At 72.3% G+C, this 19,953-nt stretch carries 14 protein-coding genes, 1 tRNA gene and 1 riboswitch; of the genes, 6 read left to right on the top strand and 9 right to left on the bottom strand.

Features of this window, described 5'->3' with window-relative positions; all coding sequences use genetic code 11:
* Nucleotides 1-379 precede the first annotated feature (379 nt).
* The gene (locus ACZ44S_RS21860) at nt 380-928 is read right to left on the bottom strand and encodes a MarR family winged helix-turn-helix transcriptional regulator (protein ID WP_466931485.1); all 549 of its coding nucleotides are present in this window, start codon (nt 926-928) and stop codon (nt 380-382) included.
* 134 nt (nt 929-1,062) lie between these two features.
* On the opposite strand from ACZ44S_RS21860, the gene ACZ44S_RS21855 reads away from it, so the two are divergent.
* Nucleotides 1,063-2,325, top strand: a complete 1,263-nt coding sequence (locus tag ACZ44S_RS21855; RefSeq protein WP_466931483.1) for an MFS transporter — start codon at nt 1,063-1,065, stop codon at nt 2,323-2,325.
* 22 nt (nt 2,326-2,347) lie between these two features.
* On the opposite strand, the gene ACZ44S_RS21850 is transcribed toward ACZ44S_RS21855, so the two are convergent.
* Both ACZ44S_RS21850 and ACZ44S_RS21845 read right to left on the bottom strand, forming a co-directional pair.
* Nucleotides 2,348-4,021, bottom strand: a complete 1,674-nt coding sequence (locus ACZ44S_RS21850) for an ATP-binding SpoIIE family protein phosphatase (protein WP_466931481.1) — start codon at nt 4,019-4,021, stop codon at nt 2,348-2,350.
* A gap of 173 nt (nt 4,022-4,194) precedes the next feature.
* Nucleotides 4,195-5,574: an NAD(P)/FAD-dependent oxidoreductase gene (locus ACZ44S_RS21845; protein ID WP_466931480.1), complete on the bottom strand. Its 1,380-nt coding sequence runs from the start codon at nt 5,572-5,574 to the stop codon at nt 4,195-4,197.
* Between the two features lie 374 nt (nt 5,575-5,948).
* Between ACZ44S_RS21845 and ACZ44S_RS21840 the strand changes: the two genes are divergently transcribed.
* Nucleotides 5,949-6,698, top strand: a complete 750-nt coding sequence (locus ACZ44S_RS21840; RefSeq protein WP_466931478.1) for a TetR/AcrR family transcriptional regulator — start codon at nt 5,949-5,951, stop codon at nt 6,696-6,698.
* A 468-nt stretch (nt 6,699-7,166) separates the two neighbouring features.
* Here ACZ44S_RS21840 and ACZ44S_RS21835 read toward each other — a convergent pair whose 3' ends face one another.
* On the bottom strand, nt 7,167-9,290 hold the full coding sequence (locus tag ACZ44S_RS21835) for an asparagine synthase-related protein (protein ID WP_466931476.1): 2,124 nt from the start codon (nt 9,288-9,290) through the stop codon (nt 7,167-7,169).
* A gap of 735 nt (nt 9,291-10,025) precedes the next feature.
* On the opposite strand from ACZ44S_RS21835, the gene ACZ44S_RS21830 reads away from it, so the two are divergent.
* The 4 genes from ACZ44S_RS21830 (at nt 10,026) to ACZ44S_RS21815 (ending at nt 15,062) form a co-directional block, all read left to right on the top strand.
* Entirely contained in the window at nt 10,026-11,450 is a 1,425-nt protein-coding gene (locus ACZ44S_RS21830) for an MFS transporter (protein WP_466931474.1), read from the top strand.
* A gap of 70 nt (nt 11,451-11,520) precedes the next feature.
* Nucleotides 11,521-12,762, top strand: a complete 1,242-nt coding sequence (gene lhgO, locus ACZ44S_RS21825; protein WP_466931472.1) for an L-2-hydroxyglutarate oxidase — start codon at nt 11,521-11,523, stop codon at nt 12,760-12,762.
* A gap of 44 nt (nt 12,763-12,806) precedes the next feature.
* Nucleotides 12,807-13,649, top strand: coding sequence for a tRNA (guanosine(46)-N7)-methyltransferase TrmB (trmB, locus tag ACZ44S_RS21820; protein ID WP_466931471.1), 843 nt, complete (start codon nt 12,807-12,809; stop codon nt 13,647-13,649).
* 60 nt (nt 13,650-13,709) lie between these two features.
* Entirely contained in the window at nt 13,710-15,062 is a 1,353-nt protein-coding gene (locus tag ACZ44S_RS21815; RefSeq protein WP_466931469.1) for a PrsW family intramembrane metalloprotease, read from the top strand.
* A 118-nt stretch (nt 15,063-15,180) separates the two neighbouring features.
* Here the strand turns inward: ACZ44S_RS21815 and ACZ44S_RS21810 are convergent, their stop codons facing one another.
* The 5 genes from ACZ44S_RS21810 to ACZ44S_RS21790 all read right to left on the bottom strand — a co-directional run bounded on the left by ACZ44S_RS21810 (nt 15,181) and on the right by ACZ44S_RS21790 (nt 19,745).
* Nucleotides 15,181-16,200 carry a M23 family metallopeptidase gene (locus ACZ44S_RS21810; RefSeq protein ID WP_190167231.1) on the bottom strand — a complete coding sequence of 340 codons (1,020 nt, stop codon included), beginning with the start codon at nt 16,198-16,200 and terminating at the stop codon, nt 15,181-15,183.
* A gap of 11 nt (nt 16,201-16,211) precedes the next feature.
* A riboswitch (cyclic di-AMP (ydaO/yuaA leader) is annotated at nt 16,212-16,369 on the bottom strand.
* Nucleotides 16,370-16,664: 295 nt separating this feature from the next.
* A tRNA-Met gene (locus ACZ44S_RS21805) sits at nt 16,665-16,738 on the bottom strand.
* Nucleotides 16,739-16,801: 63 nt separating this feature from the next.
* Nucleotides 16,802-17,935, bottom strand: a complete 1,134-nt coding sequence (locus ACZ44S_RS21800) for a dihydrofolate reductase family protein (protein ID WP_466931467.1) — start codon at nt 17,933-17,935, stop codon at nt 16,802-16,804.
* 114 nt (nt 17,936-18,049) lie between these two features.
* Entirely contained in the window at nt 18,050-18,709 is a 660-nt protein-coding gene (locus ACZ44S_RS21795) for a response regulator (RefSeq protein ID WP_466931465.1), read from the bottom strand.
* A 28-nt stretch (nt 18,710-18,737) separates the two neighbouring features.
* Nucleotides 18,738-19,745: a HAMP domain-containing sensor histidine kinase gene (locus ACZ44S_RS21790; RefSeq protein WP_466931464.1), complete on the bottom strand. Its 1,008-nt coding sequence runs from the start codon at nt 19,743-19,745 to the stop codon at nt 18,738-18,740.
* Between the last annotated feature and the right edge of the window lie 208 nt (nt 19,746-19,953).

The raw sequence follows: 19,953 nt of genomic DNA, 5'->3' as shown, positions 1-19,953 counted from the left end.
AGTTCTCAAGGAACGGACGCTTCCTTCGTACTCACCCTCTCGGGCTTTCCTCCGGGCGCTTCCCTTCGGTGTTTCCGACTCTATCAGATCCTTTTCTCGACCTGACCCCCAGTCAGCGGGGTTTGCCTTCCCGGCCGTTGGGCCGTTCCGACGTCTCAAACCTTAGCGGCTCTCTCCGTGTTTCCCAAATCGGGGCTGTGAAATCGAATTCGGGCATGCCGAAATCGTTCCCACTGGGAGGTCGTGCTGGGGTTTTGAGTGCCGCATTCGCGGCGGGAGGTGCTGCCGCAGAACCGTTACGGCCCCGTGGCAACCCGAAGAACTCTACGGATCGGCAAGACGACTGTCAACCGCCCCCGGCGAAGTTCTTCAAGATCTTTCAGTCCAGGTCAGTGAGGCGTCCACCGGCGTCCGGCTGGGCGTCCTCCACCCGGCGCAGCAGCCGGGTGAGGATCTCGCCGAGGGTCGCCCTCTCGTCCGGGTCGAGATCTTGAAGGAGGTCCCCCTCGAAGACGGTGGCCAGGCGCATGGCCTCCTGCCACTTCTCCCGGCCGGCCGGGGTGAGCTCAACGATCACGCGGACCCGGTTGGTCTCGTCCCTTTCTCTGGTGACCAGCCCCTCGGCGACCATGCGGTCGATCCGGTGGGTCATGGCGGCCGGAGTGAGGCCCAGCCGCTTGGCGAGGTCACTGGGACCCATGCGATACGGGGCGCCGGAGAGGACGAGGGCCTTGAGAACCTCCCAGTCGGCGTTGCTGATGCCGAGCTCGGCGGTCTGACGGCCGTAGGCGACGTTCATCCGGCGGTTCAGCCGTGACAGCGCGTTGACGATCTTCTCGACCTGGGGGTCGAGGTCCTGGAACTCGCGCTGGTACGCGGCGATCTGCTCTTCGAGTGTCGGCTCGCCGAGGCCGGAGGTGTCGCCCATGCCCGCAGTATGGCATGACTCTTCTTTGCCTTGAAGTCCTTCTCTGTGTACTCTTTAGCCTCGAACTTTAGCTTCTAAGTCTTCACGTCTAACTAGTGAGAGAGGTGAACGTGACCAGGGCGAGGGGCGCAGCGATGCGCCGGATCCACGTGGGTAACGCACTCAGCGCTTTCGGGCTGGGCTTCACGGTTCCGTATCTGTACGTCTATGTGGCGCAGGTGCGAGGGCTGGGGGCCATGACGGCGGGTCTCGTGCTCGCCGTCTTCGCCGTGGCCGCGCTGATCGTGCTTCCCTTCGCCGGGCGGGCGATCGTCCGGCGGGGTCCGCTGCCGGTGCTGCTCGCCGCCCTCGTCACGGCCGCGGTCGGCGCGCTGAGCCTGGGGCTGTCGAACGGTGCGACGGCGGTGCTGCTGTCGGCGTCGGCGCTCGGTGCCGGGCAGGCCGTGATGCAGCCGGCGCTCGCGACGATGATCGTGGACTGTTCCACCACGGAGACCCGGTCCCGGGCGTTCGCCATGCAGTTCTTCCTGCAGAACCTCGGGCTCGGCGTCGGCGGACTCATCGGCGGTCATCTCGTGGACCCGACGAAAGCCGGCTCCTTCACTCTCCTGTTCTCCCTCGAGGCGGCGATCTTCCTGCTGCTGGTCGTGGTGATGGCGACCGTGCGGATGCCGCACTCGCCGCGCATCACGGACGCACCGCAGCAGTCGGCCAAGGCGGGCTGGAAGCAGCTGCTGGGCAACCGGGCCATGGTGCAGCTCTGTGTGCTGGGCTTCGTGCTGTTCTTCGCCTGCTACGGACAGTTCGAGTCCGGGCTGGCCGCGTACGGCGTCGAGGCCGCCGGCATCTCGACCTCCGCGCTGGGGACGGCGCTCGCCGCGAACACGCTGGTGATCGTGGTGGCGCAGTTCGCGGTGCTGCGGTTCGTGGAGCGGCGCAAGCGGTCGCGCGTGATCGCGTCCGTGGGTCTGATCTGGGCCGTGGCGTGGGCCGTGGCCGGATACGCGGGGCTGGGGAACGGGAGCCAGACGATGGCGACCGCCGCGTTCGTCTCGACGTACGCGTTGTTCGGGCTCGGGGAGGCGATGCTGTCGCCGACGCTCGCGCCCCTGGTGGCCGATCTCTCGCCGACCGGAATGGCCGGACAGTACAACTCCGCCTTCGCTCTGGTGAAGCAGCTCGCGCTGGCCGTGGGGCCGGCGGTGGGCGGTCCGCTGGGTGCCTCGCTGCACGCGCCGTACATCGTGGTCTTCCTGCTGTTCTCGCTCGGCATCACCGTGCTGGCCGTGCGGCTGGGCAGGCAGCTCACGGACGTGCAGAACCACCCCTCGGCGGCACGCAGCCGCGTGGTGGCACAGGGCGGCGCCGCGGCGGGGCAGGCTCCGGCCCACGCCTGAGTCCGCGCGCCACAGTGACGTCCTACGAGCCGGAGCCGAGCGCCCTCTGCGCCTTCGACGGCTTCGGCAGCAGGAACTCGCACCAGACGGCCTTGCCGCCGCCCGGGGTGCGTCTGCTGCCCCAGCCGGAGGCGATCGTGGCGACGATCGCGATGCCCCGGCCGGACTCGTCCCCGGGTTCCGCGCGGCGGCGCCTCGGCAGGTGGTCGTCGCCGTCGGTGACCTCGATGATCAGCCGGCGGTCGGTGCGGCGCAGCCGCAGGCGCATGGGAGGCGTGCCGTGCTGCAGGGAGTTGGCGACGAGTTCGCTGGTCGCCAGCACTCCCAGGTCGTGCAGTTCGGCGGGGAAGCGCCAGCTGGTCAGCACGCCCGAGGCGAAGGCACGCGCGCGTGGCGCCGCTTCGACTCCGCCGAGCAGTTCCAGCGCGGCGTTGCGGAAGAGCTCGCCCTCGGCTCCGCCCCGGGCGGGATGCTGGAGGACCAGGACGGCGACGTCGTCGTCGTGATCCGGCGTCACACCGGCCGAGCGGACCAGCCGGTCGCAGACGACCTGGGGGCTGCCGGTGGCTCCGGCCAGGGCACGCTCCAGGGCGGCGATGCCCTCGTCCAGGTCCTCGTTCCGCCGTTCGACCAGGCCGTCCGTGTAGAGGACGGCGGTGGAGCCGGGGCCGAGGGGGACCGAGCCGGACGCGTGCATCCAGCCGCCGGTGCCGAGCGGAGGGCCGGTCGGTTCGTCGGCGCGCCGGACGGTGCCGTTCTCGTCGCGGACCAGGATGGGCAGGTGGCCGGCGGAGGCGTACACCAGGCGGCCCTCGTTGGGATCGTGGATGGCGTAGGTGCAGGTGGCGATCTGGTTGGCGTCGATCTCCATGGCGAGGCCGTCGAGCAGTTGGAGGACTTCGTGCGGCGGGAGGTCGAGCCGCGCGTAGGCCCGTACGGCCGTACGGAGCTGTCCCATGACCGCCGCCGCCCGCACCCCTCGGCCCATGACGTCGCCGATGACCAGGGCGGTGCGGCCGCCGCCCAGGGTGATCACGTCGTACCAGTCGCCGCCGACGGCGGCCTCGGTGCCGCCGGGGTGGTAGGTGGCGGCGATGCGCAGGTCGTCGGGCTCCTCGAGCTCCTGCGGCAGGAGGGAGCGCTGGAGGGTGACGGCGGTCTCGCGCTGCCGGCGCTCGCTGGCGCGCAGGCGTTCGGCGGCCTCGGCGTGGTCGGTGACGTCGGTGGCGAAGATGAGCACCCCCCTGCCGTCGCCCTCGGCGACCGGGGTGCAGGTGAAGGTGTAGGAGCGGCCGTCGGGGGCCTTGCGGGACTTCACCGTGCGGGGCTTGCCACTGCGCAGGACCTGGTCGAGCAGGGGCAGCAGGCCGAGTTCGTCGAGTTCGGGGAGTGCTCCGCGCGCGGGGGCGCCGAGCGGACGGATGCCGAAGGCCGCCGTGTAGGCGTCGTTGACGTAGGCGATGCGGTGGTCGGGGCCGTGGACCAGGGCGACGAGGGAGGGGACGCGGTCCAGGACCTCGCGCACTCCGAGCTCGTCGACGGCGGGCACGGTCCGGGCGTCATCGGTGAGTTGTTCGGCGCGGGCCGCGGGCACGGAGCCCTCTCCCCGCCGGTCCGGGGAGACCGTCTGCTCGGTCCGCGCTGCGGCGCGGCGCTGCGTTCCGGGGAGCCGGGCGCTCCAGCGCGTGAAGTTCACGAATCCTTGCCTCGTGTAGTTGTCGGCGGCCGGAAACCGGGACCGGCCGGGGCCCCGGGGGCCGCACCGGGGTGAGCGGTGGCCCGCCCACGGTGGTGGACCAGTCTGGCAGGGTGCCGACCGGGCCGACATCCGTCAGACGCCGGGCCTGCCGCTGGAGTTCCTGCGTCCGGTCAGGACGACCCCTTCGAGTTGCGCGGGGGGTCTTGAGAAGGCTTTCCACCGGCCGCCAGTTCGAACTCCGCCCGGGGGTGTTCGAGTGATCCCAGGGAGACGATCTCCCGTTTGAAGAGCCCAGCGAGGGTCCACTCGGCAGCCACCCGTGCCTTCCGGTTGAAGGTCGGGACCCGGCTGAGGTGGTAGGTCCGGTGCATGAGCCAGGCGGGGTAGCCCTTGAGCTTGCGCCCGTACACCTGGGCGACGCCCTTGTGCAGTCCCAGGGAGGCGACGGAACCGGCGTACTTGTGGGCGTACGTCTCCAGGGGTTCGCCCCGCAGGGAGTGGACGACGTTGTCCCCGAGGACCCGCGCCTGGCGGAGCGCGTGCTGCGCGTTGGGAGCGCACTCCCGCCCCGCCTCCCGCGCGGTGACGTCGGGAACGGCGGCGGCGTCCCCGGCGGCCCACGCGTGCGCGGCCCCGTCCACGGCCAGCTCGGCGGTGCACTTCAGCCGCCCTCGCCCGTTCAGTGGCAGATCGGTGGCGGCGAGGACGGGATGCGGCTTGACGCCGGCGGTCCACACGACCGTGCGCGTGGGAAAGCGTGACCCGTCGCTGAGGACGGCGACGCGGTCGGCACAGGACTCCAGTCGCGTCTCGAGGCGGACGTCGATGTTGCGCCGGCGCAGTTCGGTGACGGTGTACCGCCCCATCTCCTCCCCGACCTCGGGCAGGATCCGCCCGGACGCCTCGACGAGGATCCACTTCATGTCCTCGGGCCGGATGTTGTGGTAGTACCGCGCGGCGTAGCGGGCCATGTCCTCCAGCTCACCGAGCGCCTCGACCCCCGCGTAACCGCCGCCCACGAAGACGAACGTCAGGGCGGCGTCCCGAAGGCCGGGGTCACGCGTGGAGGAGGCGATGTCCATCTGCTCCAGCACGTGGTTGCGCAGGCCGATGGCCTCTTCGACGGTCTTGAAGCCGACGGCGTGTTCCGCGAGCCCCGGAACGGGCAGCGTGCGCGCCACGGAACCGGGGGCGAGCACCAGCTCGTCGTAGACGAGCTGCCGCCCTCCCGTCCCCTCCTCCTCGGTGGCGAGGGTGCTGATGGTGGCGGTGCGCTTCGCGTGGTCGATTCCGGTGGCCTCGCCGATGATGATGCGGCACCGGTCGAGAACACGACGCAGCGGTACGACGACATGGCGAGGAGAAATCGCACCGGCGGCCGCTTCGGGCAGAAAGGGCTGGTACGTCATGTACGGGTCCGGGGTGACGACCGTGATCTCGGCCTCGCCCCGCCCGAGTTCCCGTTTCAGCTTCCGCTGGAGACGCAGGGCCGTGTACATCCCGACGTAGCCGCCGCCGACAACGAGAATGCGCGCACGTTCCTTCACCATCCCATGACGCACCCGCCGCTTGCGTTTGTCCACAGCCTCGACGAATTGTGTGACCGGACGTCCCCGTCCCCGGGGTTGGCCGATTCTCCGACATCACCCACATACGCGCAGGTCAACCGGCATGGAACCGCATTCACCCCGGGGTACATTCAGGACGTATACGACTCGTGCTCCGATCGAGGGGCGCTCCGTGCGGAACCTGCCCCTTCTGAATTGACCCCCTCTCAACTATGTTCGTGTGTCGACGGGGTGCAGGAGACGAGCTCACCGGATCCGTGACGGGCGGAACCGACCACCAGAGCCGGTTCCACACCCCGGGCATCAATGGCGGGGAGAAGTCTCCGGGGGGAGACGTCATTACCGGGGGAATACATATGCATGTTCAGGACTCTCATTGGTCTTCCACTGTCGCGGCCGGCGGCACGCTGAGCGCACCCGCGGGCAGCACGCGCGCGGACGGCGCGCGCACGACGCCGCTGCGCGTGGACGCCCAGCGCAATCTGGAGCACGTGCTGCGCGCGGCGCGTGAGGTGTTCGGCGAGCTGGGCTACGGAGCGCCGATGGAGGACGTGGCACGCCGGGCACGGGTCGGTGTGGGCACGGTGTACCGGCGCTTCCCGAGCAAGGACGTCCTGGTCCGGCGGATCGCCGAGGAGGAGACCTCCCGGCTGACCGAGCAGGCACGCGCGGCGCTGGGCCAGGAGGACGAGCCGTGGTCGGCGCTGTCCCGCTTCCTGCGCACCTCGGTCGCCTCCGGAGCGGGCCGGCTGCTGCCGCCGCAGGTGCTGCGGGTGGGTGTCGCCGAGGAGCGCGGTCTGCCGGAGCACGCGCGGCTTCCGCAGCAGCGGACGCAGACGACGGGTGAGCTGCGGCTGGTGCCGGAGCAGCCGGTGAGCGCGGCGGCGGAGGACGACGCGGGGGCCGCGCAGCTGCTGGATGTCGTGGGGCAGCTGGTGGAGCGGGCCCGTGCGGCGGGGGAGCTGCGGCCGGACGTGTCCGTGTCGGACGTGCTGCTGGTGATAGCCACGGCGGCACCGTCCTTGCCGGATGCGGCGCAGCAGGCGGCGGCGTCGGCGCGGTTGCTGGACATCCTGCTGGAGGGTCTGCGCTCACGCCCGGCGTGAACGTCGGTTCGGCAACCCGGGATGCCGGCCGGGGGTGAGTTGCGCAGCCGCGTCCTCGCAGGAGCGCTGCGCTGGCGTGGGCCGGGGCCTCTGGACGAACCCGGCGCCTGAGAACTGCCCGCGTGGGTGTGGGCCGGGGGTGTCTGCGCAGCCCGGCGCCGACGGGGTGCCTCCCAGGCCCTTAAGGCACTGGGGGAGGCACGACTGCCCGCGGATCGCGGCGGTGGCCGCGGAACGGCGGCAGGCCGCAGCCGCGTACGACGCGCAGCGCGGACCATGGTGGGCGCAGGTATGCCGCCGACGGCGAGGAGGGGACGGGACGGGGGTGTCCGCCCGCAGTGGCTGGCGCGTCAGCACCCCGCACCCCCACCAGAAAACCCCATCGCGCCAGTCCGAGGACGGACACCCCCGGCCCGGCCCCGCACCACCCACCCACCGTGGGCGCTACGCGCACCCCCACCGGAGGTGTCAGCGCGTGCCCGCCGCCCCCGCGCCCAACGCGCCCCGCTGAGGGGCGATACCCCCCGGCACCGCCCGCTGCCGCGCAGGCGTGCCCGTCCAGCAGGTCCCCCGGCGAGCCAGCAACCGCCGCAGCCACACCTCCAGGGCGACCAGATCCGCAAGCCCGTCCAACGGCAGCGGCTCACCCTCCGCAGCCCCCCGCAGCGCCTTCCGCACCACCCGCGCCTCGACCAGCCCCGCCTCCGCCAGCAACGGCGTGTCGAACAGCGACATCAGCGAACCCGCCGCCACCCGCAACCCCGTCCGCGCCGCGGCCGCCGAGGTCGCCGCGCCCGGCGCCCCCCACCCCGCCGGCAGCTCCCGCACCCCCGCCCCCTCCAGCACCGACCGCAGGATCGACGCCCGCGCCCCCGGCTGCACCCGCAGCGCCTCCGGCAGCGCCCGGCACGCCCGCACCACCTGGTTGTCGAGGAACGGCGCATGCAACCGCTGGGAGCGGATCTCCGCCGCCTGCTCCAGCACCCGCAGATCCGCCGCGTGCCGAGCCAGCGCCGCCCGCGCCCGGAAGTCCCCCGGCCGTTGCCCCGGCCCCACGTCCGACCGCCGCGTCGACGCCTGGAGGCGAACCGATACTTCAGCCAGCGCCTCACCGGTCAGCCACCGCGCCGCCGGCCCGGGTCTCCCCCAGGTCAGCGCGGCCAGCGAGGCATCCGCCGCGCCCGGCCCGTCGTCGTCCAGCCGCCGGTGCAGCAGCCGCTCCGCGAGGCTCTCGAGACCCGCCCGGTACGGCGTGCGCGCGAGCCGCCGCGCCGCCGCATACACCCGCGCCGGCACCATCACGGACCCGTCGGCCTTCGCCAGCGCGGCGACCGGCCGCACGAGGTGTCGCCGTTTGCGGTCCATCAGCAGATCGGCGAGCCGCGCAGGGTGCGCGTCCAGCACCTGCTTCGCCCCGTACCCCGTGAAGTGGTCCGCGCTCCCCGCCGCCAGCCGCGCCCGGTGCCGCGCCGCGGTCACCAGGGAGGGCCCGGGCTCGTCCGTCAGCGGCCCGTCGAGCTCGACGTACGGAAGCGTCGACTCCTCACCGGCCACGACCACATGGTGCAGCCGCGGATTGGCGGCCAGCGCCCCCGCCCGCTCCAACTCGCCCTCGTCGCGCCCCCCTGCGGCCCCGCCCACCGCGAGATCGTTGAAGGTGACGGCGAGCAGCCGCTCCCCGGCCCCCGTGCCGTGCCCCAGCACGGTCCCCGGCATCCCCGGCAGCCCCGCCGCCAGCAGCGCCAGCGCCCCGGACGCCGGCCCGCCGGACAGATCCGCCCCGATCCCCGGCACCGGAGTCCCCCGGGCCGCGCGCCGCTCGGCGGGCCCCATCCCCGGCACGGGCCCGGGATCGATGTCGGCGCCCGGAACGTGCCGAGGAGCGGCGAGCCGGGTCCGTACGGCCTCGACCAGTGCGTCGCGCACGGCGTCCACGGCCCGGTCGGGATCGGCGGTCGGCGCGGCGACGGCGAGCGAGGCGACGGGTTCGTACCCGGCGATCTCGCGCGCCCCCGCGCGGAGGATCAGCGCATGCCCCGGCGGGATGCGCTTCACGCCGTCGTACGGCGTGGAGTCGTGCAGTGCGGCGGGTACGTCGGGCGCGGCGAGCAGCGCCGCGAGGTGCCCGAAGTCGAGGTTGGCCTCGATGAGGTCGGCGAGCGGCAGCGCGGCGGTGGCGTAGGCCGTCCCGCCCGCCCAGGGGGTGTGGAAGACCGGCCGGGCTCCGGCGAGATCGCCGCAGACGGTGACCCGGCGCCCCACCTGGACCACGGCCGTGTAGCTCCCCGCCCAGGCGGTCAGGTGCCGCAGCGCCCCGCCCCGCGCGGCGAACAGCGCGACGCGCAGCTGCTCGTCGGAGGCCCCGCAGGTGCCGAGGACGGCGATTCGGGTCTGATCGTCGGCCTTGACCACCCGGACCTCGTCGGGGCGCCAGTCGCCGACCGCCCACAGCGGGTCGGGGTCGCCCCACAGCAGCTGGGATCCCACCGGGTGGACGGTCTCCCCGTCGGTTCCGGTGGCGCCGGCGGAGCCGGTGGGGCCGAACCCCATGGCTCCCGCGGCGGTGCTGCTCCATCCCACCAACCACCGCATCGCCGCCTCCACAGGCTGTGGACAACCAGTGCACCGTACGAACCGGTTCCCCATGCTGCCACGAAGGAGGCGCTCAGGAAGGGTGCCGGAGCCGTATGTGCTCCGTCGAATGCGCCCCGGCGGATACACCCACCCTCGCGCGCCGCCGCACCCCGACCCGAACAGCTGCCCGACGCAAGGAGAGTGCGGCGCCGTCACCACGCAACGCGCCACACCGCTGCGACGCGAATGCGCCCCCGGAGCGCGCCCCCAAAACTCCCAACGCGCCGTCAACTAGCAGGGTAGAAGCGCTGATACACCCAAAGGAGTGGGATCGTTTTTCGGCCAAATCGGAGCGGTGAGGCCAGACTCGAACACGCTCCGTGCATGCTCTGCGCACCGCTGGGCGGTCGCGCAGTCCGGGAGACGGAGCACGCCTCCCGGACCGTTCCGCCGCCCGCGGGGATGAAGGCGGCGGTGTCCCCCAGCCCACTGGATCCAGTACAGCGGGCCGACCCACGCAGGAACCATGGAACCGCTCCCGAGATGGCCGGAGAAGAGCGCACGCACGGGCGCACGGCCACACAACGGGAGCACGCCGCAACTGCGCGTATCGGACCCGTACTTCAGTACGGACCACAATCCCGCCATCCGGAAGAATGCCCCTTAACGCTTGGGATGCGGCGAACTACGCTGGGTTTACGAATGCCGCGTGGTTATGCCAGCGCGGCAGCCGTCTGTGTCGAGGGGTGGCGCATGTCCAGGGAGCAACGCGGGCCGAACGAAAAGCTCGGCGCCGTTCTCGCCCTCGCGGGAATCTCCAACGCAGGCCTCGCGCGGCGCGTCAACGACCTTGGCGCACAGCGAGGACTGACACTTCGCTACGACAAGACGTCGGTGGCGCGCTGGGTGTCGAAGGGCATGGTGCCGCAGGGTGCGGCTCCGCACCTGATCGCCGCCGCCATCGGCCAGAAGCTGGGCCGTCCGGTGCCGCTCCACGAGATCGGCCTGGCGGACGCGGATCCCGCACCCGAGGTGGGCCTCGCCTTCCCCCGTGACGTGGGACAGGCGGTGCGCTCCGCGACGGAGCTGTACCGGCTGGACCTCGCGGGCCGCAGAGCCGGCTCCGGCGGCATCTGGCAGTCTCTCGCCGGTTCGTTCGCAGTGAGCGCATACGCAACGCCCGCCTCGCGTTGGCTGATAACCCCGGCCGACAGCTCGGTCGCGCGGGAGGTGAGCCCCGCCGACGGCTCCGGCGCACCGCTCAAAGTCGGCCACAGCGATGTGCAGAAGCTGCGGGAGGCCGCCGAGGACGCCCGGCGCTGGGACTCCAAGTACGGCGGCGGCGACTGGCGTTCGTCGATGGTCCCCGAATGTCTCAGGGTCGAGGCGGCTCCGCTGCTGCTCGGCTCCTACTCCGACGACGTCGGCCGCTCGCTCTTCGGCGCCGCGGCCGAACTGACCCGTCTGGCCGGCTGGATGGCCTTCGACACCGGCCAGCAGGAGGCGGCCCAGCGGTACTACATCCAGGCGCTGCGCCTGGCCCGCGCGGCGGCCGACGTCCCCCTGGGCGGCTACGTACTCGCATCGATGTCCCTCCAGGCGACCTACCGTGGCTTCGGCGACGAGGGCGTGGACCTCGCCCAGGCCGCGCTGGAGCGCAACCGGGGACTGGCCACCGCCCGCACCCTGAGCTTCTTCCGGCTCGTCGAGGCGCGCGCACACGCGCGCGCGGGGGACGCGCAGGCCGCCGGGGCGGCCCTGAAGTCGGCGGAGAGCTGGCTGGAGCGCTCCCGCCCCGGCGACAGCGACCCGACCTGGCTCGGCTTCTACTCCTACGACCGCTTCGCCGCCGACGCGGCGGAGTGCTACCGCGATCTGAAGGCACCCCGCCAGGTCCGCCGCTTCACCGAGCAGGCGCTGTCCAGGCCGACGGAGGAGTTCGTGCGCTCGCACGGACTGCGTCTCGTCGTCTCGGCGGTCGCCGAACTGGAGTCGGGCAACCTGGACGCGGCCTGTGAGCAGGGCGTCCGCGCGGTGGAGGTGGCAGGCCGGATCTCGTCCGCCCGCACCACCGAGTACGTCAAGGACCTGCTGCACCGTCTCGAGCCGTACGGCGACGAACCCCGCGTGGTGGAACTGCGCGAACGCGCCCGCCCGCTGCTGATGACGACGGCCTGACCCCACCGGAGGTGCGGCCGTTGTCAGGCGCAGGCAGTGCGCTGTTGTCAGTGGCGCAGTGCACTATCGGATGCGGGAGGTGGTGCAGGTGACGCAGGTGGTGGCGCGCTCGTACGACTGTGACGTGCTGGTGGTCGGCGGCGGGATCGTCGGCCTGTCGACGGCGTACGCGATCGGCCGCGCGGCCCCGGGCACGCGGGTGACGGTGCTGGAGAAGGAGCCGGGCCCGGCCCGGCACCAGACGGGCCGCAACAGCGGCGTCATCCACAGCGGCATCTACTACCGCCCCGGCTCGCTGAAGGCGCGCTACGCGGTGCAGGGCGCCGCGGAGATGGTCAAGTTCTGCGCCGAGTACGACATCCCGCACGCCGTGACGGGCAAGCTGATCGTCGCCACGGCCCGCGAAGAGCTCCCCCGCCTGCACGCCCTGGCCCAGCGCGGCAGGGAGAACGGCATCGCGGTGCGCGAACTGTGCGGCGCGCAGATCGCGGAGTACGAGCCGGAGGCCGACGGCCTGGCCGCCCTCCACGTCGGCACCACCGGCATCTGCGACTTCGCCGCGGTCGCCCGCCGGCTCGCGGAGACGTCCGGCGCGGAGATCCGCTACGGGGCACGGGTCGTCCGCGTCGACCGCCGTCCCGGCCGGGGAGTCGCCGTCCTGACAGCCGGCGGCGACATCGTCCGCGGCCGGGTGCTGGTGAACTGCGCTGGTCTGCACTGCGACGAGATCGCACGGCGCACCGGTGACGAGCCCGGTGCCCGGATCGTGCCGTTCCGCGGCGAGTACTACGAGCTGGCCAGACCGGAGCTGGTGCGCGGCCTGGTCTACCCGGTCCCCGACCCGGCGTTCCCCTTTCTCGGTGTCCACCTCACCCGGGGCGTCGACGGCGGTGTCCACGTCGGCCCCAACGCGGTACCGGCGCTCGCCCGCGAGGGATACGACTGGCGCACGGTGCGCCCGCGCGAGCTGGGGGCGACCCTCTCCTGGCCGGGCTCCTGGCAGCTGGCCCGCCGCCACTGGCGGTACGGCACCGGGGAACTGCACCGGTCGCTGTCCAAAGCGGCCTTCGCCCGGGCGGTGCGCCGGCTGCTGCCCGCCGTGCGGGAGGACGACCTCGTGCCGACGGCGGCCGGGGTGAGAGCGCAGGCGGTCCTGCGGGACGGCACCCTCGCCGACGACTTCCTCATCCAGGAGGCCCCCCACGCGGTGCACGTGCTGAACGCGCCCTCTCCCGCGGCGACGGCGTCCCTGCCGATCGGACGGGAGATCGCGCGGCGGGCGATGGCGCAGCTCACGCCGGACGGGCGGTGAGAGCACGACGTCCGCCCGCCGCGCCCCCGTAAAATCGAAGCACTGTGTCTGACTCCGTGAGCACCCCCGAAGCACCGCACTCCGCACCCACGCCCGGTGTGTCGATCCGCCGTACCCGGGCCAAGGGCGAGCCGCGGTTCCCGGACGGGCCGAAGGCCGACCCGGCCGGGTCGCATTTCGAGCGGCGGATCCGCAGTTTCCAGCCGCGCCGCAGCCGTGTCACCGCCGGACAGGCGGACGCCCTGCAGCGGCTGTGGCCCCGGTGGGGTTTCGACATCGACGGCAGCGGCCCGCTGGACCTCGCCGCGTTCTTCGGCAACGGCAATCCGGTCGTCCTGGAGATCGGCTTCGGCATGGGCGAGGCCACCGCGGCGATGGCCGCCGCCGATCCGGCCACCAACATCCTCGCCGTGGACGTCCACACCCCCGGCCAGGGCAATCTCCTGAACCTCGCCGACCAGCAGGGGCTGACCAACGTCCGGGTCGGCAACGGCGACGCGATCATCCTGCTGCGCGAGATGCTGGCCCCGGACTCCCTGGACGGGCTGCGCGTCTACTTCCCCGACCCGTGGCCCAAGAAGCGGCACCACAAGCGCCGGCTGATCCAGCCGGAGTTCCTCACCCTCGCCGCGACCCGGCTGCAGCCGGGGGCGGTCGTGCACTGCGCCACCGACTGGGAGCCCTACGCGGAGCAGATGCTCGAGGTGCTCACCGCGCACCCCGCCTTCGAGAACACGCAGGCGGACGGCGGTTTCGCGTCACGTCCCGAGTTCCGTCCGCGCACCCGTTTCGAGGGCCAGGGACTGGACAAGGGTCATGTCGTGAACGACTTGCTCTTCCGCCGCGTACCGCACGAGGAGCGGACCGGGCACCAGGCTCAGGAGTAGTCCCGAGGCCGGACCCGAGCCCGCACGCAGTCCTGCCCCTCCCTCGTTAGGGTCGATCCCGTGGCCACCAGCCCTCCGTACCCGACGCACCCCGGCGAAGCCTCCGGCGGAACGCTGGGGCCCGCACACTGGTGGCAGCGGCCCTGGGTGCGGTACGGCGCACTGACCACCCTGCTCACACTGTCCGGTCTGGTGATCCTCGCCCTGGTCCGCGAGCAGACGGGAACCCAGGGATTCCTGGTCGGACTGGGTCTCGCCGTCCTCCCCGTGCCGCTGCTCATGGCCGCCTTCCGCTGGCTGGACCGGGTGGAGCCGGGCCCCTGGCGGAACCTGCTGTTCTCCTTCGCCTGGGGTGCGTGTGCGGCGGCACTGATAGCGATCGTGGCGAACAGTTTCGCCACGCAGTGGATAGCGACGGCGACCGCCGACCCGACCGGCGCCGACACGCTGGGGGCGACCGTCATAGCCCCGGTCGTGGAGGAGTCCGCGAAGGCCGCGGCCGTCCTCCTGGTCTTCCTGTTCCGCAGACGCGACTTCACCGGGATTCTCGACGGCGTGGTGATAGCCGGGGTCACCGCCACCGGCTTCGCCTTCACCGAGAACATCCTCTATCTCGGCACCGCCTTCGGCACCGACCAGCTCACCGGCGACAGCGGCATGGCCTCGGTCACCGCGGCGACCTTCTTCGTGCGGATCGTCATGTCACCGTTCGCGCACCCCCTGTTCACCGTGCTCACCGGGATCGGCTTCGGCATCGCCGCGCTGTCCACGGACCGGCAGCGGGTCCGGCGCGCGCTGCTCCCGTGGTGCGGTCTGCTCCTCGCGATGGGCATGCACGCCCTGTGGAACGGCTCGACCACCCTGGGCCAGTACGGTTTCATCGCGGTGTATGCGGCGTTCATGGTGCCGGCGTTCGGGCTGCTGACCTGGCTGGTGGTGTGGACGCGGCAGCGTGAGCTGCGGACCGTCCGGACGGAGCTGCCCGCGTACGCGGTGGCCGGCTGGCTCACCCCGGCGGAGCCGTTCGCCCTGGGCTCGATGCGGGCGCGGCGCCTCGCCCGGCAGTACGCGCGCCGGTACGGCGGGAAGCCGGCGGCGCGGGCGGTCGCGCAGTACGAGGCGTACGCCACCTCGCTGGCGTTCCTGCGGCACCGCGGCCGGCTGGGGCGGGCCGGGGCGGACTTCGTCACCCGGGAACGGGAGCTGCTGCTGGAGCTGTGGCACCGGCGGGGTGCGGCGCGTCCGGCCCTGGACCACGCGGCCCGTCTCACCGCACCGCCGGTTCCGGTCGCTCCCGCTCCGTGGCCGGTGCACGGGGCGTACGGGCATCCGCCGTACGGGCATCCCGCGCACGGAAGCCCGCCCTACGGGCATCCCTATCCCGCCTACGGCTCCGACGCCCACCGCTTCTGACGGATCCGAACGAAGGGCGAAGGGCCCCGGAAACACCTGACCGGCAGCCCTGACGTCGGGGGGTCGTCGTCGGGACTGCCGGGGTTCAGGAGCGGCAGGGTTCAGGGGGTGGCGGAGATCAGGGGGTGAGGCCCTTGCTCTGCAGCCACGCCATCGGGTCGATGCCGGAGGAGGAGCCGCCGGCGTGGACCTCGAGGTGGAGGTGGGCACCGGTGGAGTTGCCGGTGGAGCCGACGCGGCCGATCACATCGCCGGTGTTGACCTTCTGGCCGACGCTGACGCTGATGGAGGACTGGTGGGCGTACCAGATCTCGGTGCCGTCCTCGAGGGTCAGCACGGTCTTGTAGCCGTAGGAGCCGTCCCAGCCGGCGGAGGTGATCGTGCCGGTGTGGACCGCCTTGATCAGCGTGCCCGTGGGGGCGGCGAAGTCGAGGCCGGTGTGCTGGCCGGAGGACCAGTAGGCGCCGGCCTGGCCGAACGTGGAGGAGATGGTGTACGACGAGGTCGGCAGCGTGTACTGCTTGGCCAGCTGGGCGAGACGCTCGGCCTCGGCCTTCTTCGCGGCCTCCTCCTCCGCCTTCTTCTTGGCGGCCTCGGCCTTGGCCTTGGCCTCCTTCTCCGCCTTGGCGGCGGCCTCGGCGGCCTGCTTCTCGGCGGCGGCGACGGCCTCGGCGGCGGCCTTGGTCTCGGCCTGGCTCTGCTGCTGCTCGACCTGGGCCATGATCCGGGTGCGCAGCGCCTCGCCGGCGCCCTCGGTGCCCTGCTCGGCTTCGGCGGTGGTCATGCCGAGGCTGCTGAGGGGGGTGGCCGAACCCTCGGGCGTTTCCTCGTCGGAGATGAGGGAACCCACATTGGGGAGGTCGGGCATGGAGATGGAGACCGGCGGCTTGCCGGTCTGGGCGCTGGCCATACCGCCGGCGCCGACCGCCGCTATGACGCCGACGCCGAGAACGGTGGAGCTGCGGGCGAGCCCTCCCCCGCGCTGCTTGGAGACGCGGTGCCGGCCACGTACCGGGCGAATGGACTCCGCGGTGGGGTTCCACTCCTCGAAGGGGCCCTCGTCGGTGCGGACACCGCCGTAGACGAAGGTGTCGCTCGGCTTGAACGGGGCCTCGGGGGCAGGCGGGTTGGACGCCACGTGGGCGCGCTCCTTTCCTTCCTTCTCGCCTACCGGGTTAGCTGACGGGTTCGGAGCAGGAAGGTCTCCTACGCGCGTATACGAGCCGTGTTGCCACGGCTGCATCCACACGATTCACCCCATGGTGGTGGTTCCCCGGTTCCCTTGCGGGATTCGGCGCGTGCGCACGGAGCCGACTTCTGTGACGGCTGGGACGACCGCGCTGCGTTATCGAACGTTAATAGACGCGAGGGCCGGATTCCAAGCCGTTCCTCTTGATCGTTAACGAATTTCGCGTGGACTTACCTGCCACGAGCGGGCAAAAACGGGCGAGTTGACCTCAACTCAGCCGCGGGACGGCTACTGACGGTGTGTCAGTTGTTATGCGCTGCGGGACGGTTCGCTCACCTTGAGTGATGGAGAGGGAGACGACGGGAAACACCGAGGGCCGGAACCCTTGTCGGATTCCGGCCCTCGGCCTTCAGTAGCGGGGACAGGATTTGAACCTGCGACCTCTGGGTTATGAGCCCAGCGAGCTACCGAGCTGCTCCACCCCGCGTCGTTGAGACCAGTGTACGCCATCCGCGGGACATGCCGCACACCCATTACCCGCGGCCCCGTCTCAGCGGCCGGTCAAGTGGCCGTTCGGCGCCTTCGCACGGTCCTCGAACTCCGGCAGGACGACCACGGTGGCGCCCCCGTCCGCCAGTACCGCGCTGCCGTCGGCACCGGCCACGAACGTGTCCGGCTCCCGCCAGGCCGTGACCACCCGCCGTACCCCCGCGTCCAGGATCAGCCCCGCGCAGGGCGCCGGCCGCGACGCGCGCCGGGCGCACGGCTCCAGGCTCGAGTACACGGTGGCACCGGCGAGCCGGGGGTCCGTGGGATCGGTCTTGGCGAGCGCGGCCTCCTCCGCGTGCACCACCGGGTCACCGCCCTCCCGGGAGTGGCCCCGCGCCAGCTCCGTGCCGTCCGCGGCCACCACCACCGCGCCCACACTGAACGCCGTCTCCGAGGGCGGACACTGCGCGGCCAGCTCGCAGGCGAGGGCCAGCCAGTGGTGGTCGGCGGCGACGGGCAGCGCGCCGGTGCCGGGCGCCGTGGGCTCGTAGCGCATCAGGACCACATCGCCTATCGGGCGGGTCTCCACCAGCCGCAGCCGGCCGCCCTGGTAGGAGCCGGGCCCGAACAGACGGGGGGCGTCCGCGTCACCGACGAACAGCGGGGCGAGGACCAGCTGGAGCTCGTCGGCGAGGCCCTCGGTGAGCAGCTGGGTGTGGACACGGCCGCCGCCCTCCACCATCAGCCGCCGCACCCCGCGCACGGCGCCCAGATGCTCCAGCAGGCGTCGCCAGTCGAGCTCCGGGCCGAGCGGGACCACATCGGCGGCGAGGCCGAGGGCGCGGGCGCGCTCGGCGCCCTTGTCGGTGGTGTAGAGGACCTTCTCGCCACCGGTGTGCCAGAACTGCGCCGCCGGGTCCAGCTCCCCGGACCCGCTCACGGTCACCTTGAGCGGATACTCGGGCCTGCCCTCGGCGAGACGGGCGGCGCGGCGCTCGGGCGAGTTGACCAGCAGCCGGGGGTTGTCGGCGCGGATCGTGCCGGCGCCGACCAGGATGGCGTCCACGGATGCCCGCACCTCGTCGACCCGGTCGAAGTCGGCCGGGCCGGACAGCAGCAGCCGCTCGGGACCGGTGTCGTCCAGGTAGCCGTCGAGGGAGACGGCGGCGGACAGCAGGACGTACGGACGGGGCATCGGCGCACTCCGGGAGGGATCGGCGGCTGGCGGGACCGCTGCGCGGCCCGGGTCAAGTCTGACAACCCGCCCGGCGGTGCGCCGCCCGCGCCCCCGGCCGGCCCGGACGACGGTTCAGGGTTCGATCAGGCCGACGCGGATGGCGTACCGGGTGAGCTCCAGGCGGTCCTTCAGACCGAGCTTGGCCAGCAGGTTGGCGCGGTGTCGCTCCACCGTCTTAGGGCTGATCACCAGAAGACTGGCGATCTGCTGCGAGGTGTGCCCCTCGGCGACGAGCTTGAGGATCTGCTCCTCGCGGTCGGTGATGGCCTTGGCCGGCAGGGTCCGGCCCTCCCGCGCGAGATCCAGGTAGTTGTGGATGAGGGCGTTGACGGCTCCCGGGTAGAGGAACGGCTCGCCGCGCATGGTGGCGTGGCAGGCCTCGACGAGGTCCTGGTCGGCGACGGACTTCAGGACGTAGCCCGAGGCACCGGCGGCGAGCGCCTCGAAGAAGAACTGCTCGTTGTCGTACATGGTCAGGATGAGGATCCGTGTCTCCGGCGAGGTGCGGGAGAGCTCACGGGCCGCCTGGAGACCGGTCAGACGGGGCATGCCGATGTCGAGGATGGCCAGGTCGGGGCGGTGCTCACGGGCCTGTTCGAGGGCTTCGACGCCGTCGGCGGCCTCGGCCACGACGGTCAGATCCGGTTCGCCGTTCAGGATGAGGCGAACCCCCCGGCGGACCAGTACATGGTCGTCGGCGAGAAGAATGCGGGTGGGGGCCTGCTCGGTCATGTTCAGCGTTTCCGGTCGGGTGCGTCGGTCACGGAGGCGGAGGAGCGTGCGCGGGCATCGACGGCCCTCCGACGGGGATGAGGGCGTGCGCGGGGAAGCGGGCGGGGACGGGCACGGCCAGACGCACCTCGGTGCCACCGCCGGGTCCGGGCTCCACGGCCAGGCCGGCGCCGACGAGCAGGGCGCGTTCCCGCATGCCGCGGATTCCGGCGCCCTCCGCCGCGCCGACGATGCCCCGGCCGTCGTCACGGACGCGCAGCAGGACACCGTCGGGCGTACGGGACAGGGCGAGCTCCGCCCGGCGTGCTCGGGAGTGGCGGACGATGTTGGTGAGGCCTTCCTGGGCGACCCGGTAGATGACCAGCTCGGTCTCCCGGTCCAGCGCGGGCAGGTCCCCTGCGAGGCTGTGCTGGACGCTCAGACCGGAGCCGCCGAACTCGGTGGCGAGGGCCTTGAGGGCGCTGGCCAGGCCCAGCTCGTCCAGTACGCCGGGGCGCAGTCGGCGGGCGATCCGCCGGATCTCCTCCAGACTCGCGCGGGTGGTCTCCTGGACCTGGCGCAGTTCGTCGCCCAGCTCCGGCGGGGCGTGGTCGGCGGCCCGCTTGAGCTGGAGCAGTACGGCGGTCAGGGACTGGCCGACCTCGTCGTGCAGCTCCTGGGCGATACGGCGGCGCTCCCCCTCCTGCGCCGACAGGGCGCGGGCGCTGCTCGTGGCGCGCTCGTCCTCGAGCCGGTCGAGCATGGTGTTGAACGTGGTGATCAGCTCGGCGATCTCACCGCGCCCGCCGACCTCGGGACGGTGCCCCGGGCGGAGCAGGTCGGCGGTGGTCATGGCACGGGTCAGGCGCTGCAGCGGCGCCAGCCCGAAGCGGAGCAGCAGCGCGTTGGCGACCAGCATGGCGGCCAGGCCCACGGTGAGCACCGCGGCCTCGGTGAGCAGCACAGGGGTGGAGACGGTGACGGGTCCCAGCAGAAGGGCCGTGGCGACGACGAGCACGACGGCGTTCAGCATGAAGATCCGCCAGAACAGAGGCACCCCGTACCGCCTCCTCGCCATGACCGCTCCGACGGGGGAGGCTCCCGGTGCGGCGGGAGCCAGGACGGGCTCGCGGACCGGGGGCGCGGCGCGGGCCGTCACCATCCAGCCTGTGCCCTGAGCAGGCTGCGCGCCATCGGTGACAACCCCCATTTTCGCGCAGGCACCCCCGTGCGGCGGCGGCCCGTATGGGCACCGTCGCCCGTGA

It is taken from the genome of Streptomyces malachitofuscus (assembly GCF_055571035.1).
This window is presented reverse-complemented; position numbering and strand designations above follow the sequence as displayed.